Below are 24,666 nucleotides of genomic sequence, written 5' to 3'. Positions count from 1 at the left end.
GCCTTCACCTTCCCGGCACGTTCTGCGAGCCGCGCACGTTCGTCGGGTTGCCCTTCGGCAGCGCACAGCGCGCCGCGGTGTTCAGCGGACGCGGCGAAGTGTCGAGTCCGTCGCGATAGCCGGTCCCGTAACCGGTGACGCACGGCGGCGGGTCGAAGAACGTCAGCGAGAGACCGACGCGCGCGCCGTCCGGCCCCATGATCGCGTGCCCCGCGGCGACCGCTTTCGGCGCGGTGACCAGCAGTTGCTCGATCCCGTCCTGACGCGTTTCGAGCACGTCCGCGGTGGTCAGCAGGTTCGCCAGCAGGATGCCGAGGCTCGGGCCGGTCTCCCGCAGAAGCGTGCTGACCTCGTTCGCGGCCGCCGGGACGGCCGGGATCAGCCGGCGCAGATCGCCGTCGGAGCTCTTCAACGTCGCGGCGAGCAGTTTCGCGTTCGCACCGAACGAGCGGATCGCGTCGGCCTGCGAGACCTGGGTGTCGAGCACGGTCTGCGCGTCGGTCACGAACCTGGTCAGCGGGCCGACGTGCGCACTCGCCTCCCGCACGAACTCGATCCCCCTGCCGACGAGCTGGTCCAACGCCGGGCCCGCGTCGGACGTCGCGTTGTACAGCTCGTCGACCACGGTACGCAGGGCCGGCTTCGGCACCGAGTTCGCGAAGGAGTCCACACTGGACAGAACGACGTCCACCGGCAGCGGGATCTTCGTGTCCGCCTCGGCGATCACCGAACCGTCCCGCAGCATGGCTCCGTTGTCGCGGCGCGGCCGCAGGTCGACGTACTGCTCGCCGACGGCGGATCGGTTGGCGACGACGGCTTCGGTGTCCGCGGGCACCTCCGGGCCGCCCGGCTCGATTTCGAGGTCCACTTCCATACCGGAGGCGGTCAGCCGCAGTTCGCCGACCCTGCCGATCGGCACGCCCCGATAGGTGACCTCGGCGTTGCTGAAGATGCCGCCGCCGGTGGCGAGCCGGACCTTGACGGTGTACCCGCGATCGAGCACCAGTTTGTCCAGCCCAGCGTACGTCGCGCCGACGTACGCGACGCCGAGGACCGCGATGACCACGAAGACCACCAGCTGCGCGCGGACGAACTTGGTCAGCATCAGCGGCCACCACTGTTCTTGAAGGTCAGGAACGTGTTCAGGTAATCGCCGCGGATGGCCTCGAGCGCGGCGTCCGGGAACGGGAAGGTGAAGATCATCTCCATCGCCTTCGGCAGTTTGTCCCCGGAGTCGGCCAGCTTCCGCAGCAACGGTTCGAGCGCCTTGAGGTCGGCGACGAGGTCGTCCTTGCTGCGATTCACCGTGTCGACCGCGACCGAAGTGAGCCCGTCCAACGACTTCAGCATCCCGACCAGCGCCTGACGCTGCTGGTTCAGGACCTCGATCCCGGGAGTGAGCCCGTTCAGCGTCGCCTTGATCTCCTCGGTGTTCCCGTTCAGCGTCGCCGCGAGCTTGTTGACGCTCTCGATGGCGCGGGTGATCTCCGCCTTGTGTTCGTCAAGTCCGCGGACGAACACGTCCAAATTGGACAGAAGGCTGCGTGCCGCGCTCTCCTTGCCGCCGAGCGCGTCGTTGAGTTCGCGGGTGATGTTCTGCACCTGCGCGACGCCGCCGCCGTTGAGCAGCAGGGAAAGCGCGCCGAAGACCTCTTCGATCTCCGGGGTCAGCGAAGAACTGGCCAACGGGATCACCGCGCCGTCGGTCAGCCGCCCGCTCGGAGTCCCCTCGGGCGGCGGCGCGAGCTCGACGAACTTCTCGCCGAGGATGCTCGCCTGCCGCAGCCGTGCGACGGCGTTGGCGGGCAGGTTCACGTCCCCGTTGACGATCAGGCCGACCACCGCGCTGCGGCCGTCCGGCGCCAGCTCGACGGTCCGCACCTGGCCGACCGGGACGTCGTTGACCTTCACTCCGGACTGGGGCACGAGGTCCAGCACGTTGGTGAAGCTCGCCGTGACGTGGATCGGGCGCTCCCCCAGCGCGGCCCCGCCCGGCAGCGGGATGTCGTAGACGTCGACACCGTCGCCGCAGCCGGTGGCGGCCAGCACGAGGACGAGTACGGCAGCGATCCGGGTTTTCATTTCGCCCCCGAGAATTCGGTGATGTTCCCTCGCCCGTCCAGCGTTCCCGCGCCCTGGTTGTACGCGCCGAGCACGTTCGCCAGCGCGTTCGGCGCGGCGTCCAGCGCCTCGCTCAACGACGCCTTCTGCTGACTGAGCAGCTTGGTGATCTCGGCAAGTTTGTCCACATCGGACTTGACCTTGCCCCGGTTGTCCTTGATGAAGCCCTGCACCACGCCGAGCGCCTCGGTGAGCTCGGTCATCGCGCCGGAGAACTGGTCCCGCTGATCGGCCAGGATCTTACTGAGCGAGGAGATCTGCTGGATCGCCTGTTTCACCTTGCCGTCGTTCGCGGCGAGCATCGCGGTGAACTTGCTGATGTTGTCGACCGAGGCGAACAGATCGTTCTTGGAGTCGCTCGCCGTCCTGGCGAACTCGCCGAGGTTCTTGATCGCCTCGCCGAGCTTGCCGCCGTTGCCGTCGAGATAGGTCGCGGCCTTGGTGAGGACGTCGCTGACCGCGCCGTCCCGGTTCGCGCCCTTCGGCCCCAGCGCGGTCATCAGCTGGTTGAGACTGCCCAGGAGTTCGTCGACCTCGACCGGGGTGACGGTGCGCTCGGGCGGGATCCGCGCGTCGCCGCCCAGCTCCGGTCCGCCGAGGTATACGGGGGTGAGCTGCACGTACCGGTCGGCGACCAGGCTCGGCGTGATCACGACGGCGCCGACGTCCGCGGGCAGCTTGACCTCGGGCCTCACCGTCATCGTCACCTCGACGTTGGTACCGCGCGGTTCGACCTTGGTGACCGAACCGATCGGGACGCCGAGCACCCGCACCTCGGTGTTCGGGTACACCCCGACGGTCGCGGTGAAGAACCCGGTCAGCACGCGGTCGGCCTGCCTGGTCAGCAGCGGCCAGGCCGCCGTCACCAGCAGCCCCGCGACGACGGCGACCGCGAGCCGCCGCAGCCAGGCCCGCCGCCGGGAGTGGGCGCCGAGATCCGTCAGCGTGAAGTGGCGTCCCATCAGCGTCCCCCCTGCCTCGAAGGCATGCAGCTGCCCGGCGTGCCGCCGGTCGGGACGAGCCCGCAGATATAGGTGTCGATCCACCGGCCGTTGCCGACCGCGTTGCCGAGCAGCCGGTAGAAGGGACCGGCCAGCCGCAGGCTCTCGTTGAGCTTGTCCTGGTTGCGCAGCAGCACGGTGGCGACGCGATCGAGCTGGTCGAGCGCGGGACCGAGCGTCTTCTGGTTGTCCGCCACCAGTCCCTTGAGCTGGATCGACAGGTTCTTCACCCCGCTGAACAGCTTCGCGATGGCGTCCTTGCGCGCGTTCAGCTCCGTGAGCAGGGTGTTGCCGTCGCGGATCAGTGCCTCGATCTGCTGCGAGCGATCCCCTAGCGTCTTGGACACCTTGTTCGTGTTCGCGAACAGCTTCACCAGCTCCTGATCCCGGGAGGCGAGCGTCTTGGACAGCGCGGTGATGCCGTCGAAAGCGGTCCGGACGTCCTGCGGGGTGGAGGCACCGAGGGTTTCCGACAGCGTGCCGAACGCCTTCGCCAGCTGATCGGTGTCTATCGCGCCCACCGTGTTCGCCAGGTCGTTGAACACCGTGGTGACGTCGTACGGGGAACTCGTACGCTGCACCGGGATCGGCTCGTCCGGATCCAGTTCCGCGTTGCCGACCGGGTCGAGCACCAGGTTCTTCTGTCCCAGCAGGGTTTTGATCTTGATCGACGCGGTGGTGCGGTTCCCGACCCAGGTGTCCTTGACCCGGAACAGGACCTTGACCCGGGCGCCGTCCAGCAGGACGTCGGAGACCTCGCCGACCTTCACCCCGGCGACCCGGACCTCGTCGTTGCGTTTGAGCCCGGCCGCTTCGGTGAACTCCGCCGCGTACGTGGTGCCGCCGCCGATCAGCGGGATATCGTCGGAGAAGAACACCGCTGAGCCGGCGACGGTCATCAGCACGGCCGTGACGGCACCGACCACGATGGGATTGCGGCTGCGGAAGGGTTTGATCTTCGGCGCTTTCATCGGCACCGTCCCTGGGTCAGCGGGATACCGACCGGCGGGCCGCCGGGGGCGGGCGGCGCGTCCGATTTCACCGAGCACAGGTAGAAGTTGAACCACGAACCGTACGAGACCATCGCGCCCATGCGGTCCAGCTTCTTGGGCAGGTTCGTCAGGAACTGCTCGAACACCGGGGTGTTGTCGGCGAGGCTCTTCGACAGGTCGCCGAGGGTGTTGATGCTGTCCTTCAACGGCGCGCGGCCGTCCTGGAGCAGATCCGCGGTGGCCGTGGTGAGCTCGCCGAGCCCGCCGATCGCCTGTCCGATGGGTTTCGCGTCGCCGGCGAGCCCGGATACCAGTTGAGCGGTGACGTCGACGAGCTTGTCGAACTGGTCGCCCTGCGAATTGAGCGTGTCGAGCACCGTGTTGAGGTTCCCGATCACCTGGCCGATCACCTGGTCCTTGCCTGCCAGGGTGTTCGTGAGCGACGCGGTGTGTTCGATGAGGCTGTCGATCGTGCTCCCCTCACCCTGCAGCACCTGGACGATCTCGAATGACAACTGGTTGACGTCACTCGGCGAAAGCGCCTGGAACAGCGGTTTGAACCCGTTGAACAACGCGGTGAGATCCAGCGCCGGATGGGTCCGTTCCGGCGGGATCAGCGCACCTTCGTCCAGCACCGCCGGCCCGTCGGGGCCAGGATCGATCGAGAGATATCGCTGGCCGACTAGGTTGCGGTATCTGATGGTGACCGTGGCCCCGGACGTGAGACGGCGCTTGTTCTCGACCGAGAACCGCACGTCCGCCAGCCGCCGCTCGACCACCCCGACCGAATCCACCTGGCCGATGCGGACACCGGCCATCCGGACCTCGTCGCCGGGGTTGACCGACGTGGCGTCGGTGAACCTCGCGGTGTAGCCGACCGTCGTGCCGACCCCGGAGTTCGCGATGGTGATGGCCAGGATCCCGGTCGCCACCGCGGTGATCACGAAGAAGACCAGGCCTTTGATCGCCGGCCCCGCGACACTCCTCATCGGACGGTCACCTCCGTACCGCGCAACGCCGGGCCCACGAGCACACTGCTCCAGTCCGGGACCTCGGCCGGCTTCATCCCGAGCGACGGCGCCAGGATCTCGGCGACCAGCCCCCGCTCCCCCTTCGAATTGGCCGGGCCGAGGTCCCCATCGGCGGCGAACGCGACCGCCGCCGAAGACCCGCCGCCGCCGTAGCAGCGCGGCCCGCCCTTCTGGTCGAACCGCGGATCGTCCCGGCCCGGCACGTACTTGTCGCGCGGGTCGTGGACGGACAGCGTCACGTGCAGCCCGGGTTCACCGGTGCCCTTGCCCAAGGCCTTCTCCATCACCGGCTTGAGCCTGTTGACCGCGTCGAACAGACAAGGGAACTCGGGTGAGTATCGGGAAAGCAGCTCCAGGGTCGGCCTGCTCTTCACACTGACACCGATGATGTTGTCCTTGTTCTGCACTAAGAACTTGTTCATGTCGCCACTCGCGGTGGTGACGCTCGTGTACAGCTTGTCGAGGTCCGCGCGAGTGTCCACAATGGTCTTCGCGGTCGTGGAGAGATCCGAGAGGGCCTTGAGGATGTCCGGCGCCGCGCCGGTGTACAGGTCCGCCACGTCGGCGAGACCGCTGACGTCGGCCTTGAACTGCGGCATCAGCGGGTTCACCTGGTTGAGAAGGTCGTTGAGCTGGACGATGCTGTCCCCCAAGGACTTCCCGCGATTGTCGAGCGCGAGCGAGATCGCGCCCAGTGAACTGTTCAGCTTCTGCGGCTGCACCGCCCGCAGCAGGGGCAGCAGGTCGCCGAGGACACGTTCGAGTTCGATCGCGTTGGCCGACCTGTCCTGTCCGATGACGTCGCCCTCCCGCAGCGAGCCTCCGGCGGGCCGGTCCGGGAGCACGAGGTTGACGTAACGCTCGCCGAACACCGTCTTCGGCAGCAGCCTGGCCGAGACGTTGCGCGGCAGCTGATCGATCTTCGCGGGATCGATGGCCAGATCGATCTCCGCGCCTTCCGCCGTACCCCGGACCGCCCTGACCTCACCGAACGGCACGCCCCGGACCTTGACCTCGGCGGGCGGGGCCAGCTGATTGCCGACCCGGTCGGTTTTGAGCGTGACCAGTTCCCCGCGTTCGAAGTCCTTGTTGAAGATGGCGACGGCGAGCCAGCCGAGCAACACCAGGATGACGAGGAAGATCACCCCCGCCGCCTGCGTCCGTGCCCGCGCGCTCATCCGGAGACCTTCACCGTCGTGGTCGCGCCCCAGATCGCCAGGCTGAGAAAGAGATCGAGCACGCTGATCAGCACGATCGACGTCCGCACGGCACGGCCGACCGCGACCCCGACACCGGCCGGGCCGCCCGCGGCGCGATAGCCGTAGAAGCAGTGCGTGAGGATGACGCCGACGCTGAACACGAGCACCTTGCCGAACGACCACAACACGTCTTCAGGAGGCAAGAACAGGGAGAAGTAGTGGTCGTAGGTCCCGCCGGACTGTCCGAAGAAGACCACCGTCGTCACTCGCGAGCCCAGGTACGAGATGAGCAGGCCGATCACGTAGAGCGGGATGATCGCGATGAAACCGGCCACGATCCGGGTGGTGACGAGGTAGGGCATGCTGCGCACGGCCATCACTTCGAGCGCGTCGATCTCTTCGGAGATCCGCATGGCGCCCAGTTGCGCGGTGAACCCGGCGCCGACCGTCGCGGACAACGCGAGCCCCGCCGAGAGCGGCGCGATCTCGCGGGTGTTGAAGTACGCGGTGAGAAAGCCGGTCATCGCGGAGATGTTGATCTGGTTCAGCGCGCTGAACCCCTGCAGCCCCACCGTGATCCCGGTGAATACGCACAGGCCGACCATCACACCGACGGTGCCGCCGATCACCGCGAGCGCCCCGCTGCCGAAGGTCACCTCGGCGAGCAGGCGCACCACTTCACGGAAGTAGCGGGTGACGGCCATCGGGATCGCCGCGAGCGCGCGGATGTAGAACAGCAACTGGTCGCCCAGCTCGAAAAGACTGTTGCCGGGGCGTTTGAACGCCTCGCGGGCCCGTTCGGGAACGCTGGTCACGGGATCAGGTTCCCTTCGCCGGGACGAGCTGCAGGTACAGCGCGGTCAGGATCGTGTTGACGAAGAACAGGAGCAGGAACGTGATCACCACCGACTGGTTGACGACGTCGCCGACACCTTTGGGGCCGCCTCTGGGATTCAGCCCCCGGTAGGCGGCGACGACACCGGCGAGGAAACCGAAGATGAACGCCTTGATCGAGCTGATCACGAGGTCGGGCAGCTGGGCCAGCGCGTTGAAACTCGCGAGGTACGCGCCCGGGGTGCCGCCCTGCACGATGACGTTGAAGAAGTAGCCGCCCAGCACCCCGACGACGCTGACCAAACCGTTGAGCAGCACCGAAACGCCGATGGCGGCCTGCACACGGGGTACGATCAGCCGGTGGATCGGCGAGACGCCGAGCACCTCCATCGCGTCGATCTCCTCGCGGATGGAGCGGGCGCCCAGGTCCGCGCAGATCGCCGACCCGCCCGCTCCCGCGATGATCAGCGTGGTCACGATCGGACTGGCCTGCTGCACCACCGCGAGGACGCTCGCGGCGCCGTTGAATTGCTGTGCGCCGATCTGGCTCGTGAGCGAACCCAGTTGCAGCGAGATGACCGCCCCGAACGGGATCGACACGAGGATCGCGGGCGTGATCGACACGCTCGCGATGAACCAGAACTGCTGGATGAACTCGCGGACCTGCACCGGACGGCGGAACATCGCGAGGACGACGTCGATCCCCATGGCGCACATGCGGCCGAATTCGCGCAGCCCGGCGGCGGCCTTCTCCGGAGCGCGGGCGAGCAGGGAGGCTGGATTGGCCATCGTCAGGCCCCGCATCCGTTGGGGGGCGGGCCATCGCCGACGCACCGCAGCCTGAGGTTGGTGACCAGGGTGTTGCCGGGACCGGACACCAGCCCGGTCAGCAACGGGCTCAAATCCTCACGCACCCCGCATCCGGCGAACCCCGGTGTGGTGAAGGTGCTCGTGACCTTCACCGGCGGCGCGGGGAACGCGAGCGGCACCAGGGCCTTGATGTTCACCGCGACCGATTGCGCGGTCCGGCAGTTCGGGCCGACGTCGAGGACCTTGCCGTCCACCTTGGCGTTCGAGAGCTTGATGAACACCTTGTTCGTGACGTCGGTGAGCGCGCAGATGTTGGTACCGACCTCCTTGCAGTCGCCGGTGGCGCCGGTCTTCACGAGGACCGTGCCGGTGGCGTCGCCGTCCGGGACGAGTGCGACGTCGCCGGTGGCCGGCATGAACCGGAAGGACACGAAATAGCTCGACGTCGGCGGGATGGCGAGTTTGCCGGTGATCGGCACCTGCCCGGAGAAACCGAGGATCTTGCCGTCGAACCGGCCCTGCGGGAAGGTGATGTCCGAACCGAGTTTCGCGACGCGGCTGGTCGTGGGCTGTTGCTCGTCGCCGACGTAGAACCCGAACGTCAGTCCGGCTTGCGCGACGGCGGGTTCCCGCGCGAGGGCTTCTCGTGTCTGCTGTGTCCGCGCGGGATCGGCGGAGGCGGAAGCCAAGGAAAGCGCCCCCAGCCCCAGCACCGCCGGGAGTAGGAAGGCGCGCAGAACGCGCCCGGTCAGCACTGACATTCGGGCTTCCTCATTTCGACTTATCCGGCCGAACGGCCAACTGGTGCAGCACGCTACTGACGGAATGCCGGTGGGACAAGTAATGCGCGGCCGAGAGATCCGCAACACGAAAAGGTTGTCATGGGCATCACTGTTTCGCGTTCTTTTCCGTGCGCGGCAATGACGGTTCTTTGCGACGGGGGTGGCGGCGACGTGGCCATCTTTCTCTTTTTCTTACGGCGATCACTTTTGTCACCCGCGTCAGCCGACACGAGCGGGGAATTGTCACGCGCACCTTGAGTCCGCCCGCGTTCATTGCGGCCACACCGAAACCACCGCTACGTTCGGTGAATGGAGCAGGCTGCCATCGAGGTGACCGGCCTCGCCAAGCACTACGGTGAAGTGACGGCCCTCGCCGGCGTCAGTCTCCGGGTCGGCCGCGGCACCGTGCTCGCGGTGCTCGGCCACAACGGCGCGGGCAAGACGACGCTGATCGACATCCTCAGCACCCGGGTCAAGCCGACCGGCGGAAGTGCGAAGGTGTGCGGTTTCGACGTCGTGCGCGCCGGGCATCACGTCCGGCGGCGGATCGGGGTCACCGGCCAGTTCGCGGCGGTCGACGACGCGCTCTCCGGCCGCGGCAACCTCGAACTCGTCGCCAGGCTGCTGGGCGCGAACCGGCGCCAGGCCAGGGCCCGCGCGGCCGAACTGCTCGCCATGTTCGGCCTCGACGACGCGGCGGACCGGCCCGCGCGGACCTACTCCGGCGGGATGCGGCGGCGGCTCGATCTGGCCGCCGGCCTGGTCGGCTCCCCCGACGTCCTCTTCCTCGACGAACCGACGACCGGGCTCGACCCGCTCAGCCGGGCGGGGCTCTGGGACGGCGTCGAACGGCTCGCCGCGCGCGGTACCACCGTCGTGCTCACCACGCAGTACCTCGAGGAGGCGGACAGACTGGCGGATCACGTCATCGTGCTGGGTCTTGGGCACGTCACGGTTTCCGGGCGGCCGTCGGAACTGAAGGCACGGCTCGGGGAAAGGACCGCGACGCTGACGTTCGGCACCGACCTGGCCGCCCGCCGGGCGCTGGCCGCGCTGCACCGGCTCGGCATGGGCTGCACGACGTCGGCCTCCGGGCTGGTGATCGGTGTCGCGCTGTCCGGGCCCGCCGACATCACGGTGCTGGTCCGCGCGCTCGACGCGGCGGGAGCGCCCATGAAGGACCTCACCGTCGCCGAGCCGACACTCGACGACGTCTACCTTTCACTGCACCGGAATCCGGCGGCCGCGCCATGACCGAGGCACGGCACCGCGCACCGTCGCAGCCGGTGCTGACCAATCCGGCGACCTGGCCGCCGAGCACTTTCGCCACCCAGGTCCGGGTGCTGGCGGTCAGATCGCTGAAGACGGCCTTCGGTGACCGTCGGCTGGTGTTCTTCGGGCTGCTGCAACCGATCGTGCTGCTCTTGCTGTTCAGCCAGGTCTTCACCGGGGTCAGCACGCTGCCCGGGGTCGCGGCCTACCAGGGATACGTGAACTTCCTCGTCCCGGCGACACTGGTGAACATCGCGATGACCACGGCGATGAGTTCGGGCGCCGGCCTGCTCGCGGAGATCTACAGCGGCTTCACCGGACGTCTCCGGTGCATGCCCATCAGCCTTTCCGCCGTTCTGGTGGCGCGCACCATTTCGGATTCCGCCCGGCTCGGCGTGCAACTGCTGGTGACCGCGCTCGCCAGCGTGGTACTGCTGGGTTTCCGCCCGACCGGCGGCGTTTTCGGCATCACCGCGGCGCTACTGCTTACGCTCGTCGTCGGCTGGTGCCTGAGCTGGATCTTCGTCGCCATCACGACCTGGCTGCGCAAGGCCGAAACCCTGCAGATGGCGTCGTTCGTGGTCATGTTCCCGCTGATGTTCTCCTCCAGCGCGTACATGCCGCTGGAGACGATGCCGTCCTGGCTGCGGGTGGTCTCGACGCTCAACCCGCTGACCTACGCGATCGACGCGACCAGGGCACTCGCGCTGGGAAGGCCGTCGGGCTGGTCGATCCCGGTGTCGCTGGCGATCGCCGCCGTGGCCGCGGCCGGCGGCGGATGGATCGCGGCCAGGACCTTCCGGACACCCCGCGACGTCACCCCGATGACCTGAGCCTGAACCCGTCACTCGCGTGATTGAAGACCGAACTCGCGTGATTGAAGGCGGAACTCACGAGTTCCGCCTTCAATCACGCGAGTTCCGGCTCCAGACACGCGAGATCCGGCTAGCCGTCAGTGCGGCAAGGACTCGAGGTGATCCGCGGCGGCCACGACTCCCCCGGCCGCCGCGAACGAGGCCCGCACCCGCGCGGCCGCCGCGGCGTAGGCGGGCTCGGTCAGCACTTCGGTGACCGTGCGGCGGATGTCGGGCGCCTTCGCGCGGTCGAACCGCAGCCGCAGCCCGGCGCCTGCCGCCTCGACCTGCTGCGCCAACATCGACTGGTCGTCCCGGATCGGCGCGATCACCAGCGGCAGCCCGGAAGCCAGGGTCTCGCTCACGGTGTTGTGCCCGCCGTGGCAGATCACCGCCGCCGCTTTCCGCACCACTTCCGCCTGCGGGATCCGCTTGACGACCAGCACTTCGTCGCTGAGCAGTTCGCCGGTCGGGTCGACGACGAGGCCTTGGACGTCCGGCATCCCGGCGAGGGCGTCGACGCATTCGGACAGGAAGCGGCGGCCGAGAGCGGCGTTGGCGGTGCCGAGGGTGGCGATGACGAGCGGGCGGCCGTCGAGCCGGTCCCACGAGAAGCCCACCGGGGGCGCTGGGGCCAGCGCGGGGCCGACGAACCTGACCGCGCCGACGTCGGCGATCGAGCCCGTCAGGGACACGGTGGTGAACGCCAGGATGAGATCCGGCGAGAACCGCAGGTCCCCGCACGACACCTGGTGCCGGGCGCGGAGGTCTTCCTGCAGTCCGTCGACCCAAGCGGCGATCTTCGGCATGGCGCCCAGCGGATCGCCGAGTTCGGTGGACGTCGACGCCGACGTCACCCACGGCAGGGAGCGGCGGCTCGCCACGAGAGCGCCCGCGAAGGCCTGCTGGTCGGCGAGCACGACGTCGGGCCGAAAAGCCGCCACCGCCTTCTCGACCCCGGGGACCATCGCGTCCGCGAGCGGAACCAGATACTGCTCCCACAGGTACTTCAGCGCCGCGAACCCGCGCAGGCCTTCGGGACGCCGCTCGACGGCGAACTCCAGCGCGTCCCCCGCCGCGTACACCCGGCCCGCCCTGGTCAGTTCGGACGTCGTGGGTTCCGGACCGCACCAGGCGACGTCGTGGCCGCGGCCCACCAGTTCGGCGGCCACCGCGCGCAACGGCGCCACATGCCCGGTGAGCGGCGGGACGACCAGCAGGAACCGGCTCATCCGCGCGGCCTCCCGTGCCGGTCGATCCAGTTCAGCAGCAACTCCCGGACCTCGCGGTGCTGCTCGACGAGCACCGAATGCCCTTGGCCCTCGAACACGTGCAGCTCGCCGCGAGGCAGCAACGCGGTCAGCGCGGTGAGATCGTCGGCCTGGTAGCCGTGACTGCCCAAAATGGACAGTACGGGGCAGCCGATCCCCGCCACCTGGTCCAGGGTCAGCAGGGGACCGAGCGGAACCTCCTCGGCCATCGACGTGGACATGATCCGCTCGGCCGCCATTCTCGCCAGCCGCCGGTGATGCGCGCTGTAGTTGGCCTCGATCCAGTCGAAGCTCTCCTCGACCTTCAAGAACCGCACGGTGTGTTCGAGGATCTGGGACATCTTGCCCGCCCACAGTTCGGTGGCGGGCTCCGACTCGATGCACACGATGCTGCGCACCCGTTCCGGTTTCGCCACAGCGTAGCTGTAGGCGAGGGTGCCGCCAAAACTGTTGCCGACCAGGTGCACGGGCCGGTCGAGGTCGAGCTGGTCGAGCAGGTCGTCGAGATCGGCGACGAAATCCGCGATCGTGTACCCGCGTTCGGGGCGCTCGGTCTTGCCGTGCCCGCGCAGGTCGTAGCTGATCACGTCCACCCCGGCGGCGGCGACCGGCGGGGCCAGCGTGAGATAGAAACTCGCCAGGCTGTCGGTCCCCATACCGTGCAGGAACACCACGGTTTCCGTGCCCCCGCCGGGTACGAGCTGCACGTTGGTGCGCAGCCCGTTGACGGTCATGGTCGGCACCGGCTCAGCCCCGTTCGCCGAGGCGGGCGGCGACGTAGTCGGCGATGTCGCCGACCCGGAGTTCGATCACGTCGTCGAGATCCTTCTCCGCCAGGAACTCCGCGAGGTTGACGTCCGCGCCGAAGAACTCGGCGAGGATGCTCGCGAAGGTCACCAGATCGATGCTCTCCAGCTGGAGATCCTCGTGGAAGGTGGTCTGCGGGGTGATCTCGATGCCGAGGACGTCGGTGTCCCCGACCAGTTCCTTCAGCAACTCGGCCACGGTGCCGAAGACCGACGCCGGGCTCTGCTGTTCGATCGTCATGCTGTGCTCCTCTTTCTACCCGCGGTTCCAGGCCACCACGTGCCCGGGGATTCCGGCGAATTCCGCCCCGATACCGATCTCCTCGGCCAATCCCGCCAGCTCGCCTTCGGCCCGGACCGCGATCCGGGGAGGCGTCGCGGACTCTTCCCTGACCAGTGCGACCGCGACCTCGCCCGCCGACGCGACCGCCACCGCCAGCGGCGGCAAGACCCGGCCGTGGCGCCCGGTCACCCTGGTCCCGTCGGCGCTCACGCGGAGTTCCGCCGGGTAGACGCCGTCCAGGCCGAGTCTCGCGCGGACCGCGTCCTTGATCGCGATCCGCTCCAGCAGCCAGCCACGCTGCCGTCGCGGCGGGCAGGCGGCGAACTCGGCGCGTTCCTCCGTGCCGAGGTAGACGCCGGCGTAGATGTCCCGTGCGGCCGGGCTCGGCCACCGGTCGGTGACCACCGTCCAGCCGCCGTGGTGATCCTCGGAAAGCCGGTGCCGGTCCGGGAAGGCGTAGACCCGGTGCGCGGGCCGGTCGCACGGGAACCGGATGTCCCGCCACTGTTCGATCCTGGCCAGCACGGCGCCGTCCAGTACCAGTTCCGCGTCCATCTCCAGCACGTCCGGCCGCGGCAGCCGGACCCGGACCACGCAGCGCAGTTCGGTGCCCGGCGCCGGTTCCGGCGCGAACCAGGTGACCCGGCCCATCGACGTCGGGAAAGCCAGCAGCGCGTCCGCTTTGGTCGCCATCAGCCAGCAGCCCAGCAGCTGGCCGACGTTGTCCAGCAGCGCGCCGGGCGCGGACGGTACGACGAGGTCGCCGCGGATATGCCGCTCGCCGAGCCCGATGAGTTTGCCGAGCCCTTGGTACGCGGGGCCGTGGAACATCTCGCGGCGGGTGTAGATCTCGGCGGCGCTCAACGGTGGCGCGGTTTCCGGCCCCGGCGGCGGAGACGGCCGGGGAGCCATGGGATAACGCTGCGCCAGGTGGACGTCCATGGTGGCGTGCGGTCCGATTTGGACACTGATGCGGTCGCCCTCGCGGGTCATCGAAAGCGGCACGCGCACCGCCGGGGCGGCGATCAGCCACCGGGAGAACGCCGCGTTGCTCACGCCCGTCGCGACCGTGCCCGGCCAGGCCCGTTCTGCTTCCCGGCAGGCCAGGTCCACCAGTGTCGTCGCGGGCACGGTGGGACGGAAGTCCGCCTCCTCCGGCCAGTTCTCGCGCTGGCGGAAGAACCGGTGATCGACCAGGTACGGCATCGTCGCGAGCGAGACGTCCACAGTGGACTCGACCGTCCGCCTCGCCGCGGCGTTCACGACCGTCGCCGCGGCCTCCCGGGTCTCCGCGAGCAGCGCGGTGAACTCCGCGACGATCGCGTCCGGGATCCCGTCGGCCAGTTCGGGTACCTCACCGGCACCCGCGAACATGCCCTTGACGCCGCCTTCGACCGAAAGCAGCGTGCCGGCCGTGTCGATCCGGGTCCGGCGCGGCTCCAGCGCGTCGAACGCCGGCCGGCCGCCCTCCACCCAGACCGCGGTGGCGACCCGGCGCAACTGGGCGAGGCCCGCCCTCGTGCCGGAAGACGCCGGGATGACCAGATGCGGCCGCGAGCCCAGCGTGTCCGACACGAACGAACCGAGCTGGCCGGCGCCGGCCTGCACGAAGACCCGGGCGCCGTCGGCGTAGAGCGCGTCGACGAGTTCCCGGAACCGGACCTTCCGCACCAGGTGGGCCAGGTACAGCTCGCGGACTTCCACCGGATCCGCGGGATACGGCCGGGCCGTGGTCGCCGACCACACCGGGACCCGCGGCGGTTTCAGGTCCAGTTCGGCCGCGAGCCGGGTGAACGGGCCGAGCCGGGACCGCATCAGCGGGGTGTGGAACCCGGACCGGAACGGCAGGGTCCTGGCGACGACGCCGTGCTGGGCGCACAGCTTGGCGAGCCGGGCCGCGGCGGCCGGGTCGCCGCAGACGATCGTCTGCCGCGGCGCGTTCTCGTGGGAGATCATCAGCTCCGGCTCGGCGGTGAGCAGCGCCTCCGCCCGCTCCGCGGAACAGCCGAGTACGAGGAACTCGGCGTCCGGCAGCGTGAATCCCTGCGGCCAGTACCGGTTCAGCATGTCCTCTGTGGACTGTCCGGGATACATCCCCGCCGCCTGCATCGCGGTCCATTCGCCGACGCTGTGCCCGGCGAGGAGGTCGGGGTTGATCGCGAGCCGACGCAACGCCGTGTCGAGCAGCAACCCGACCTGGGACACGCTGGAGGCGCGGGCGAGCACGCTCGTCGTCGACCATTCGGGCCGTTCCAGGCCGAAATGCCGGGCGACGTCGGCGCAGCGCGGTTCCGCGTCCGCTTCCAGCCCCGGGTAGACGAACGCGGTCTTCGCCCCGGCCTGCTCCAGCAAGGGCGCCGTCGTGCACCAGATGTCGTTGGGCCCGTGCCAGGAACCGCCCTCGGCCGCGATCTTCGCCAGCACCCTCCGCGCGACTTCGAGCCGCTTCCCGGTCGGCCCGACGATCCCGATCCGGCACGGGCCGTGCCCGCCGGATTCCGGATCCGGGCGATCGAGCAGAGCGCGCAATCCGTCGAGTGTGGACGCCGCGAGCAGGAGAACCCGCTCGGGCTCCCCGGTCACCTTGGCCCGCCTCGGCGGCGACGGCGCGGGGTCGGCCTCCTCCAGCACCAGGTGCGCGTTGACACCACCGAAACCGAAGGCGTTGACCGCCGCCCGGCGCGGGACGTCGCCCGACCGCCACCGCTCGGCGGCGGACAGGACGCGGAACCGGGTCTTGTCCAGCAGCGGGCTCGGATCGGCGCAGTTCAAAGTCGGCGGCAGGACGGCGTGGTGCAGGGCGAGTGCCGCCTTGACCAGACCGGCGGCCCCGGCGGTCGGCATGGTGTGCCCGATCATCGCCTTCACCGCGCCGATCGCGGCGCGAGGTCCGTCCGGCGGGCCGAACACCTCGGCGAGAGTGGCCAGCTCGGCCGCGTCGCCGGCTGGCGTCGCGGTCCCGTGCGCCTCCAGCAGGCCGAGCGCGCCGGGCGCGGTGGGATCGAGGCCCGCCGACGCCCACGCGCGCCGCAGTGCCAGCGTCTGACCGGCGACGGCCGGGCTGAGCAGGCTCGCGCCCTTCCCATCGCTCGACGTCCCAGAACCGCGCAGCACCGCGTAGACCCGGTCGCCGTCGCGGCGCGCGTCGTAGAACCGTTTCAGCACGACCATCGCGGTGCCCTCACCGATCAGCAGACCGTCCGCGTCGCGCGAGAACGGGCTGATCCGCTGGCTCGGTGAGAGGGCGCCGAGCTGGGTGAACATCGACCAGAGCGTGTCGTCGTGGCAGTGGTGCACGCCGCCGGCCAGCACGACGTCACAGCGGCGGCGGGCGAGTTCACCGATCGCCTGGTCCACGGCGAGCAGGGAGGACGCGCAGGCGGCGTCCACCGTGTACGCGGGGCCGCCGAAGTCCAGCCGGTTGGCGACCCGCGACGCGGCGAGGTTCGGCACCAGCCCGATCGCGGTGTCCGGCCGGAACTCGCCGAGCGGTTCCAGCAACGCGTCCCGGAGCCGGTCGAGCATCTCCGGACGCGCCGACGGCAGGAGCTCCCGGACGGCAGCGGTGATCTGGCGGACCGACCGGACCCGCTGGTCGAACCGCTGGAGCCCGGGCGAGAGATAGCCGCCCCTGCCGAGGATCACGCCCACACGTTCGAGGTCGCCCAGCCGTCGGAGGCCACCGGCGTCCTCGACCGCGGCGGCGGCCACGGCGAGCGCGACCAGCTGGTCCGGCTCCATCCCGGTGACGGTGCTGGGCGCGATGCCGAGCGCCGTCGCGTCGAAGTCCAGGCTGTCGGCGACGAATCCACCCCGCCTGCCGTAGGTGCGGTCCGGGGTACGGCCGTCACCGTCGTGGAAGCTCGGATCCCAGCGGTGCGGCGGGATCTCGGTGATCGCGTCGGTACCCGAAACGATGTTCTGCCAATATTCGTCCACAGTGGACGAGCCGGGAAGGAAAACACCCATCCCGACGATCGCGACCGGCTCCTGGCTCACCACAGCGACGCCGTGTACAGCACCGAGCGGATACCGGCCGGGCCGTAGGCCAGCTCACGCAGGAGCGCGGCGGTGCCTTCGTCCGGGTCGATCAGCGCCACCTCGCGGCGCTCGTACTCGCGCGCGAGCTCCGGTGACACCATGCCCGCGTGATCGTCCGCGGGCGCCCACGGTCCCCAATGGACGGTCAGCGCCCGGCAGCCGGTACGTTCCGCCCACTGTTCGCCGAGGGTTTCGAGCGCGTCGTTCGCCGCCGCGTAGTCGGTCTGCCCCCGGTTTCCCAGCACCGCCGAGATACTGCCGAAGAAGGTCACGAACCCGGGCCGCACGCCGAAATGCTCCAGGGCGTCGAGCAGCGCCCGCGCACCGTCCACTTTGGTCCCGTAGACCGTGCGGAACGACTGCTCGTCCTTGTCCGCCATCAGCTTGTCGTCGATCACGCCTGCCGCGTGGACGACGCCGTCGATGCGGCCGTAGCGGGTGTGCAGATCCTTGACCACCTGCCGGACGGCGGCGGCGTCGCGCACGTCGAGCGACCGGTACGCCGCGGTGCCGCCCGCCGCGGCGATCTGGTCGAGTGTCCGCGCGATCTCACGCTGGGCCAGCACGGTGCGCACCCGGCGTTCGATCTCCGCCAGCGAACCGCCACGCGCGGCCAGCGCCGAGCGCATGCCCGGCGCGTCACCGGGCAGGTCTTCGTCTCCGGGTTCGGCCGGCCAAGGGGTGCGGCCGGCCAGCTCGATCCGGCATCCGCTCGCCGCCAGCGCGACCGCCGCCCGCGCGGTGATCCCGCGGGCGCCGCCGATCAGCAGCAGCACGGACTCCCCGTCGAGGCCGAGCGCCTTGACCTCGCCCCCGCCAGGGCCCGCGCCCGCATACGCGACAGAACCGAGCGAACCCGCGGACGGCTCGAACACCGCGCGCCCCGCGGTGTCGTAGCGGACGGCCGCCGGTCCGTCGGCGATCGCCTCTTCCAGCACGATCCGCCCGAGGTCCACTATGGACTCGACTTCGACCAGCCTGATCGCCTCGCTCCGTTCCCGCGCGGCGGCGCGGACCAGACCGCGCAGCCCGGCGGTGTGCCCGGCGCCCGTCTTCGCCACCACGACCACCGCGCCTTTGGCGCTCTTGAGCAGGCCGAACACCTGCGCGGCGACAGGTTCTTCGGCGTCCGACAAGGGATTCAGCACGACGGCGACGTCGGCCTCGTCCCGCTTGGCGGGCAGGGCACCCGCGTCGGCGAACACCGCGCGGACCGACTCGGCCAGTTCCTCCTGGCCGGGCTCGAAGCTCACCGAGACGGTTTTGCCCGCCACCTTGGCGAGGTCGGGTGTGCCGAGCGGCGCGGACACGCGGTCGAGCAGGTACCGGCCGGGCGCGGTACCGGCGGGAGCCTCGCCCATGGTCGCCGCCACGGTGACCGGAGCGGCCGGTTCGAGCCACTTCCGCAGCCGTGCGGCCAGTGCGCTCGCCGTCCGGTCGCGGCTGAGCTGATCCTGGGCGTCGTCGTGCACCCGGCCGGAGAGGCCGAGCTTCGCGAGCAGCGAGCCCGCGATCTCGGTGCGTTTGATCGAGTCGATGGAAAGATCCGCTTCCAGATCGAGATCGGCGTCGATCATCTCGGCCGGATAGCCGGTGCGTTCGCTGATCGCGCCGATCACGGTGGCCAGGACATCCGTGACCGCCGTCTCCGCGACCGGTTCCGGCTCGGGCACGACGACCGGGGCTTCGACCGGCGGGAGCAACGCCGGCACGACCGGCGCCCGCACCGGAGCGGGGGCGAGCGGGGCGGTGCCGAGGTACCCCAGCATCACGTCCCGTTGCGCCGCCAGCAGTTCGCGGCTGGTACGGAGGAATTCGACGACGGCCTGGTCACGACCGGGCGCGGGCTGGTTCATGGTCGTCCTCGGGATTCGTCGGGCGGGCACGAGCCCATGGGCGGGGACCTCGCCGCCGGGCGCGCGGACGGTCTGGCCGTCCACGGTCCAGGCGGGTTTTGGGAGCGGGCCGACACGGACACGGCCACGGAAGAGCCGTTCGGTGCGCACGTCGACGCCGGTGAGCGCCAGGCGCGCGAGAGCGGTGAGGAACCCGCGCAGCCCCGGTCCGCCGGGGTCGCACGTGATCACGGTGTGCGGACGGTCGCCGAGGATGTCCTTGGCCAGCCGGGAAAGCACCTGCCCCGGGCCTGCCTCGACGAACGTGCGCGCGCCCGCCGCGTACATGTCCTCGATCAGTTCCACGAAGCGCACCGTCGAGCCGATCTGCGCGGCGAGTTCGGTGCGCACCGCCCCGGCTCCGTACGGCCGCGCGGTGCGGTTCGACCACACCGGCGGCCCCGGCTCGCCGATCTCGGCGTTGTCGAGGTCGACGGCGAACACGTCGCTCGCTCCGGCCACCAGCGGGCTGTGGAAGGCACACGCGACCGGGATCCGTTTGGCCCCGATCCCCTGTGCGCGCAGTTCGCGAACCGCCTCCTCGATGGCGGCGGTCGGTCCGGAAAGGACGGTCTGGCCGGGTGCGTTGTGGTTGGCCAGTACGACGTCCGGATGATCGAGAGCGGCGGCCAGTTCCTCACGGGAGGCCTTCACCGCGGCCATCGCGCCCGGGTCGGCGCCCGCGACTTCGGCGATCGAGCGGGCCCTGGCCCGGCTGAGCGCCACCAAGGTCGGCGTGTCGAACGCGCCCGCCACCGACAGCGCGGTCAGTTCGCCGTAGCTGTGCCCCGCCAGCAGATCCGGCCGGACACCGAGATCGGCGAGCAGGCGGCAGACCGCCGATTCGACGAGCCCGAGCGCGGGCTGGGCGACGCGCGTGTCCTTGAGCGCCTCCTCCTGCGCGGTGCGGGCGTCCTCGGTGAAGGCACGCGGCGGGAACGTGGTCGCGGCGACGTCGGGCGCGAGCCCCAGGACATCGGTCAGCTCGGGGAAGTGCACGAACAGCTCCGCCAGCATCCCCGTCCGCTGGCTGCCCTGGCCGGGGAACAGGAACGCGACCGCGCCGGCCTCGGTGTCTTTCGCGACGAACCCTCCGCCGTTCTCGGCGGCGTCACGGAGTTCGGCGACGTCGCTCGCGACGACCGCGAGGCGTACGGGCTCGGATCCGCCTCGTTCGGCGGCGAGAGCGGCGATCTCCCGCAACGGACGTCCTTCGTTGGCCGTCAGCAGATCCCGCAGCGCGGTACGAGCGGTCTCCACGTCCGGGCCGCGGAGCAGGACCAGCTCGGCGTCCCAGTCACGCGGGCCGTGCCGCCGTCCCGGCGGGACGCCCGGGGCGGCGAGCACCGCGTGGAAGTTGGTCCCACCGAACCCGAACGCGCTCACTCCGGCGAACTCGCGGCCACGCGGAACCGGCGTCGGCCGGGCGCCGGTGGAGAAAGTGAAGGGACTGCTCTCGGCGTCCCAGGCGGGGTTCGGCCTGCTCAGGTGCAGCGTGGGCGGCACGACCTCGTGCCACAGCGCCAGCGCCGCCTTCATCAGGCCCGCCAGCCCCGCGGCGCATTTCGTGTGCCCGATCTGGCTCTTCACCGAACCCAGCGCGCACGTGCCCGGCGCGGCACCCGCGGCGAGGAAGAACTCGGTGAGCGTGGTCAGTTCGGTGGCGTCGCCGACGACCGTGCCCGTGCCGTGCGCTTCCACCAGCGAGACGTCCGCCGGTGACACCCCGGCGTCGCGATAGGCCCGCGCGAGAGCCCGCCGTTGTCCCTCGGGACGCGGCGCGGTGAGGCCCAGCGCCTTGCCGTCGCTGGCGGCGCCGACACCCTTGACCACGGCGTAGACCCGGTCGCCGTCGCGTTCGGCGTCGGACCGCCGCTTGAGCACGAGGCACGCCACGCCCTCGCCGAGCGCGATCCCGTCGGCCGACGCGTCGAACGGGCGGCACCGGCCGGTGGGCGACAGGGCACCCGCTGAGGTGAACATGAGGTAGTCGTTGACCCCGTTGTGCAGGTCGACGGCACCACACAGGACCATCGAGCTCGTGCCCGACCGCAGTTCCTTCACCGCGAGGTCCAGCGCGGCCAGCGAGGAGCCGCACGCGGCGTCCACCGTGTAGTTGGTGCCGCCCAGGTCGAGCCGGTTGGCGATCCGGCCGGAGATGACGTTGGCGAGTGTGCCGGGGAACGAATCCTCGGTCAGCTCCGGCAACTGCGCGAGGAGTTCTTCCGGGACGTCTTCGAGATAACTCGGGAGCAGCGCGCGCAGGACACCGGCGTTCGCCAGGTCTCCCCCGGCTTCGGCGCCGAAGATGACACTGGTGCGCTCGCGGTCGAAGCCGCCGTCGCCGTAGCCCGCGTCTTCGAGGGCACGGCGCGCCGTCTGCAGGGACACCAGCTGGGCCGGATCGATACTGCCCATCGACTTGGGCGGGATGCCGTACGCGAGCGGGTCGAACCGCACCGGCGGAAGGAAGCCGCCCCATTTCGACGTCGACTGGTCCGCGTAGATTTCCTTGTCCCAGCGCTGATCCGGCACCTCGGTGACGGCGTCCGCGCCGTGCAGGACGTTCGACCAGAAGGCCGGGAGGTCGGGTGCGCCGGGGAACACGCAGGCCATCCCGACGATCGCGATATCACCGTCCACAACGGACTCTTCGACGGGGGTGCGGGCGGCGAGCAGTTCCGCCGCGCCTTCGGTGACTTCCCGGTGCAGGGCGGCGATGTCGGTGCGATCCTCGCGCAAGACGGTCACCTGCCCCGCCATGTACATCCCCTCGGCGAGCTGACCGAGCGTGTCGACCTCGACGAGCGCGTCGCCTTCCCGCCGGATGCCCTTGCTGGCGATCCGCAGCCGTCCGGTGTTCAGTTCCTCCAGCCGTTGCCATGCCTCCTGTGGCGGGACGCCGTCCGCGCGGAGCCCGGCCTTCAGCGCGGCGAACTCGTCGGTGTACGGGCTGGGCAGGCAGCGGGTGAGGTGGCCGGGCGCGGTTTCGAGGGTGACCGTGGACCCGGCGTCGAGCACCCGGTCCTGGAAGGTCTCGGTGATGGCGCCGTGGGCCACGGCTTCTTCGGTGAACAGGTACGCGGTGCCCATCAGGACACCGATGCCGATGAGCGGCTCCGCCATCGCCGAGACCATGGCGGCGGAGCGGGCGTCGTGGATCCCGCCCGCGAACAGCACCTCGACGTCCTCGGCGCCGTGTTCGCGCAGGACGTCCAGTTGCTGTTCCCACAGCACGAAGCTCGATCGCGGGCCGATGTGCCCACCGCATTCGGCGCCCTCGAAGACGAACCGGCGGATCCCGGCGTCGAGGAACTGACGCAGCAGGATCGGTGACGGCACGTGGAGGAAGGTCGCGATGCCTTCGGACTCCAGCGCTTTGGCCTGGGCGGGTTTCCCGCCCGCGATCAGCACGCAGCGCGGGCGCGCCGCCCGGATCGCCGCGAGCTGCTCGGTGCGCAGGTCCTCCGGAACGAATCCGAGGATGCCCGCTCCCCAAGGCCGGTCACCGAGCGCTTCGGCGGTGCGGCCGAGCAGTTCGGCGGTCTTGGCACCGTTCGCGGTGGCCACCGCGACGAACGGGAAACCGTCGTGCGCGGCGACCGCGGCGGCGAAACCGGGCTGGTCGCTCACCCGCGTCATCGGTCCCTGCACGACCGGCAGCCGGGTCCCCAACGTGCGGCACAGCCGTGCGCCTTGGTCCGCGGGGATCGCGGACGGCGCCGCGAGCGACCGCACGACCGAACGGACAGCGCTTTCCGCGTCCTCGAAGCGATTCGCGAACAACGCGCTGAGCCCGTCGTCCGACCTGGCGAGTTCGTTCCGGCCCGCCGCGGGTACGTCGGCCTCCGGGAACAGGCCGAGTCCGTCGAGCACCACACCCGCCGCGCCACCGGCGATCGCGGCCACCGCCGTGCGCGGCCCGATACCGCCGAACGCCCACACCGGGACGTCCTCGCCGAATCGCTCCAGCAACCGCTGCAGCAGGACGAACGTGGTGAGATCGGAGCCGCCCGCTTCGGCGCCCTTCGCCACCAGACCGGAGGCGCCGGCGTCGAGCACTCGGACGGCCTGCTCGACACCGGTCACCTCGGCCAGCACGGGGAGGTCGGCCCTGCCCCGCCAGACCGCCCCCTCGGCCAGCAGCACGAGCCCCGCGCCGCTTTCCCGCACTTCCTCTTCCCGTATGGGCCGGCCGGCCGGGATCCGGACACCGAACGGGAACCTTCCGTCCACTGTAGACGCTGTGGAGCTGATCTCCACGATCCCGAGGCCTCCGCCCCTGGCGACGGCGGCCGCCAGCCCCGGATCCGGACGTCCGAGCGGGTTGACGCCGAGTACCCGCGTGCGCGCCGTCGCATGACTCACCGGCGGACCTCCTGTTCGGCTGGGGCTGGTCGAACCTCGCCGGGTTCGGCGATCTTTCAGCGGGATTCCCAAGAAATAACCTACTTGCCGCAGAGAGCGCAATACTCTCGTGTGAAAACTCGGAAAACAAGGGAACGCATGCTAAAGTCCGGCGCCGGAAACAAATATGTCGACACCTTCAGAACAAGTCTCTGACCTGCACTTTTATCACGGTCGTCGGCGATTTGAACAACGCATTGCTCACCGGCATGACAAAACAGAAGAATTGTCATCGAACGCAGAATCGATAACCATGGAGCGCATGTGGAAGTGACAGGACGGGTTGTCGTGCTGACCGGCGCGGCACACGGTATCGGCGCCGCCATGGCCAGGCGGTTCGCCGCCGAGGGTGCCGCCGGGGTGGTGGTCTCCGACCTCGATCTCGAGGGCGCGGAAGAGGTCGTCGCCGGGATCACCGCCGCGGGCGGCACCGCGATCGCGCGCCACGCCGACGCTTCGTCCAAAGAGGACTTGAAGATGCTGGTGACCGAAGCCCGCGCGGCGTTCGGCCCGGTGGACCTCTTCTGCTCCAACGCCGGTGCCGCGTTCGGGACGGGGGTGCACGCCGCGGACGAACAGTGGACGCGGTCGTGGGCGATCAACGTCATGCAGCATGTGCACGCCGCACAGGTCGCGCTCCCCGCGATGCTGAGCCGGGGCCACGGATATCTGCTGATCACGGCCTCGGGCGCGGGTCTGCTGGGCACCCCCGGCGACGCGCCGTACTCGGTGACCAAGCACGCGGCCGTCGGGCTCGCCGAATGGCTGGCCATCACCTACCGCCCGCGCGGGGTGCGGGTCAGCGCGCTGTGCCCGCTCGGCGTGCGGACCGCGCTATTGGAACCGGGTATCGCCGCCGGTCACCCCGCCGCGCTCGCGATCGCCGCCGCCGCGCCCCTGCTGGAGCCGGAGGACGTCGCGGAGTCCGTCGTGCACGGGCTGGCGTCGGAGGAGTTCCTGATCCTGCCGCACGAATCGGTGCGGGAGACCTACGCCCGCAAGGCGGCCGGGCTCGACGAATGGATCGACCGCACCATCCTCGAAACCGGCGCACGGAAGAGGTGACC

The 24,666-nt window shown here is 70.0% G+C and carries 17 protein-coding genes; 3 read left to right on the top strand and 14 right to left on the bottom strand.

Features of this window, described 5'->3' with window-relative positions:
* Positions 1–4: 4 nt before the first annotated feature.
* The 9 genes from ACIBTM_RS31755 to ACIBTM_RS31715 are packed head-to-tail and all read right to left on the bottom strand — an operon-like array spanning position 5 to position 8,749.
* Positions 5–1,105 carry an MCE family protein gene (locus ACIBTM_RS31755; protein ID WP_395880829.1) on the bottom strand — a complete coding sequence of 367 codons (1,101 nt, stop codon included), beginning with the start codon at positions 1,103–1,105 and terminating at the stop codon, positions 5–7.
* A complete protein-coding gene (locus tag ACIBTM_RS31750; RefSeq protein ID WP_395880828.1) occupies positions 1,105–2,082 on the bottom strand; it encodes an MCE family protein in 978 nt (325 codons plus the stop codon). The genes ACIBTM_RS31755 and ACIBTM_RS31750 overlap by 1 nt, the downstream gene beginning before the upstream one ends.
* Positions 2,079–3,083 (bottom strand): MCE family protein, encoded by a 1,005-nt coding sequence (locus ACIBTM_RS31745; RefSeq protein WP_395880827.1) that lies wholly within the window; start codon positions 3,081–3,083, stop codon positions 2,079–2,081. The genes ACIBTM_RS31750 and ACIBTM_RS31745 overlap by 4 nt, the downstream gene beginning before the upstream one ends.
* On the bottom strand, positions 3,083–4,093 hold the full coding sequence (locus ACIBTM_RS31740) for an MCE family protein (RefSeq protein ID WP_395880826.1): 1,011 nt from the start codon (positions 4,091–4,093) through the stop codon (positions 3,083–3,085). Before ACIBTM_RS31740 ends, ACIBTM_RS31745 begins: the two co-directional genes overlap by 1 nt.
* The gene (locus tag ACIBTM_RS31735; protein WP_395880825.1) at positions 4,090–5,103 is read right to left on the bottom strand and encodes an MCE family protein; all 1,014 of its coding nucleotides are present in this window, start codon (positions 5,101–5,103) and stop codon (positions 4,090–4,092) included. Before ACIBTM_RS31735 ends, ACIBTM_RS31740 begins: the two co-directional genes overlap by 4 nt.
* A complete protein-coding gene (locus ACIBTM_RS31730) occupies positions 5,100–6,323 on the bottom strand; it encodes an MCE family protein (protein WP_395880824.1) in 1,224 nt (407 codons plus the stop codon). Before ACIBTM_RS31730 ends, ACIBTM_RS31735 begins: the two co-directional genes overlap by 4 nt.
* The gene (locus ACIBTM_RS31725; protein WP_007033208.1) at positions 6,320–7,159 is read right to left on the bottom strand and encodes an ABC transporter permease; all 840 of its coding nucleotides are present in this window, start codon (positions 7,157–7,159) and stop codon (positions 6,320–6,322) included. The genes ACIBTM_RS31730 and ACIBTM_RS31725 overlap by 4 nt, the downstream gene beginning before the upstream one ends.
* Before the next feature lie 4 nt (positions 7,160–7,163).
* Positions 7,164–7,967: an MlaE family ABC transporter permease gene (locus ACIBTM_RS31720; protein WP_395880823.1), complete on the bottom strand. Its 804-nt coding sequence runs from the start codon at positions 7,965–7,967 to the stop codon at positions 7,164–7,166.
* A gap of 2 nt (positions 7,968–7,969) precedes the next feature.
* Positions 7,970–8,749 carry a hypothetical protein gene (locus ACIBTM_RS31715; RefSeq protein ID WP_395880822.1) on the bottom strand — a complete coding sequence of 260 codons (780 nt, stop codon included), beginning with the start codon at positions 8,747–8,749 and terminating at the stop codon, positions 7,970–7,972.
* Positions 8,750–9,079: 330 nt separating this feature from the next.
* Between ACIBTM_RS31715 and ACIBTM_RS31710 the strand changes: the two genes are divergently transcribed.
* On the top strand, positions 9,080–10,024 hold the full coding sequence (locus ACIBTM_RS31710) for an ATP-binding cassette domain-containing protein (RefSeq protein WP_073844185.1): 945 nt from the start codon (positions 9,080–9,082) through the stop codon (positions 10,022–10,024).
* A complete protein-coding gene (locus ACIBTM_RS31705) occupies positions 10,021–10,875 on the top strand; it encodes an ABC transporter permease (RefSeq protein ID WP_395880821.1) in 855 nt (284 codons plus the stop codon). The genes ACIBTM_RS31710 and ACIBTM_RS31705 overlap by 4 nt, the downstream gene beginning before the upstream one ends.
* Positions 10,876–10,994: 119 nt before the next feature.
* Here the strand turns inward: ACIBTM_RS31705 and ACIBTM_RS31700 are convergent, their stop codons facing one another.
* From ACIBTM_RS31700 to ACIBTM_RS31680, 5 genes are read right to left on the bottom strand one after another with little or no spacing between them, the layout of a single operon-like run.
* Positions 10,995–12,128, bottom strand: a complete 1,134-nt coding sequence (locus ACIBTM_RS31700) for a glycosyltransferase (protein WP_395880820.1) — start codon at positions 12,126–12,128, stop codon at positions 10,995–10,997.
* Positions 12,125–12,910, bottom strand: coding sequence for an alpha/beta fold hydrolase (locus ACIBTM_RS31695; RefSeq protein ID WP_395880819.1), 786 nt, complete (start codon positions 12,908–12,910; stop codon positions 12,125–12,127). The genes ACIBTM_RS31700 and ACIBTM_RS31695 overlap by 4 nt, the downstream gene beginning before the upstream one ends.
* 4 nt (positions 12,911–12,914) lie before the next feature.
* On the bottom strand, positions 12,915–13,214 hold the full coding sequence (locus tag ACIBTM_RS31690) for a phosphopantetheine-binding protein (RefSeq protein WP_038511975.1): 300 nt from the start codon (positions 13,212–13,214) through the stop codon (positions 12,915–12,917).
* A 15-nt stretch (positions 13,215–13,229) separates the two neighbouring features.
* A complete protein-coding gene (locus tag ACIBTM_RS31685; RefSeq protein WP_395880818.1) occupies positions 13,230–17,258 on the bottom strand; it encodes a beta-ketoacyl synthase N-terminal-like domain-containing protein in 4,029 nt (1,342 codons plus the stop codon).
* The gene (locus ACIBTM_RS31680) at positions 17,252–23,560 is read right to left on the bottom strand and encodes an SDR family oxidoreductase (RefSeq protein WP_395880817.1); all 6,309 of its coding nucleotides are present in this window, start codon (positions 23,558–23,560) and stop codon (positions 17,252–17,254) included. Before ACIBTM_RS31680 ends, ACIBTM_RS31685 begins: the two co-directional genes overlap by 7 nt.
* A 303-nt stretch (positions 23,561–23,863) precedes the next feature.
* On the opposite strand from ACIBTM_RS31680, the gene ACIBTM_RS31675 reads away from it, so the two are divergent.
* Positions 23,864–24,664, top strand: a complete 801-nt coding sequence (locus ACIBTM_RS31675; RefSeq protein ID WP_063274361.1) for an SDR family oxidoreductase — start codon at positions 23,864–23,866, stop codon at positions 24,662–24,664.
* The last annotated feature ends 2 nt before the right edge of the window (positions 24,665–24,666 follow it).

It is taken from the genome of Amycolatopsis sp. NPDC049868, assembly GCF_044461365.1.
Lineage (GTDB): Bacteria > Actinomycetota > Actinomycetes > Mycobacteriales > Pseudonocardiaceae > Amycolatopsis.
The sequence above is the reverse complement of the archived record's forward strand: the minus strand, read 5'-3'. Positions and strand labels throughout refer to the sequence as shown.

Coding starts and splice junctions, on each gene's coding strand:
- ACIBTM_RS31745 (WP_395880827.1), bottom strand. CDS start 3,083: ATGGGACGCCACTTCACGCTGACGGATCTCGGCGCCCACTCCCGGCGG.
- ACIBTM_RS31705 (WP_395880821.1), top strand. CDS start 10,021: ATGACCGAGGCACGGCACCGCGCACCGTCGCAGCCGGTGCTGACCAAT.
- ACIBTM_RS31730 (WP_395880824.1), bottom strand. CDS start 6,323: ATGAGCGCGCGGGCACGGACGCAGGCGGCGGGGGTGATCTTCCTCGTC.
- ACIBTM_RS31750 (WP_395880828.1), bottom strand. CDS start 2,082: ATGAAAACCCGGATCGCTGCCGTACTCGTCCTCGTGCTGGCCGCCACC.
- ACIBTM_RS31690 (WP_038511975.1), bottom strand. CDS start 13,214: ATGACGATCGAACAGCAGAGCCCGGCGTCGGTCTTCGGCACCGTGGCC.
- ACIBTM_RS31720 (WP_395880823.1), bottom strand. CDS start 7,967: ATGGCCAATCCAGCCTCCCTGCTCGCCCGCGCTCCGGAGAAGGCCGCC.
- ACIBTM_RS31710 (WP_073844185.1), top strand. CDS start 9,080: ATGGAGCAGGCTGCCATCGAGGTGACCGGCCTCGCCAAGCACTACGGT.
- ACIBTM_RS31700 (WP_395880820.1), bottom strand. CDS start 12,128: ATGAGCCGGTTCCTGCTGGTCGTCCCGCCGCTCACCGGGCATGTGGCG.
- ACIBTM_RS31740 (WP_395880826.1), bottom strand. CDS start 4,093: ATGAAAGCGCCGAAGATCAAACCCTTCCGCAGCCGCAATCCCATCGTG.
- ACIBTM_RS31755 (WP_395880829.1), bottom strand. CDS start 1,105: ATGCTGACCAAGTTCGTCCGCGCGCAGCTGGTGGTCTTCGTGGTCATC.
- ACIBTM_RS31715 (WP_395880822.1), bottom strand. CDS start 8,749: ATGTCAGTGCTGACCGGGCGCGTTCTGCGCGCCTTCCTACTCCCGGCG.
- ACIBTM_RS31735 (WP_395880825.1), bottom strand. CDS start 5,103: ATGAGGAGTGTCGCGGGGCCGGCGATCAAAGGCCTGGTCTTCTTCGTG.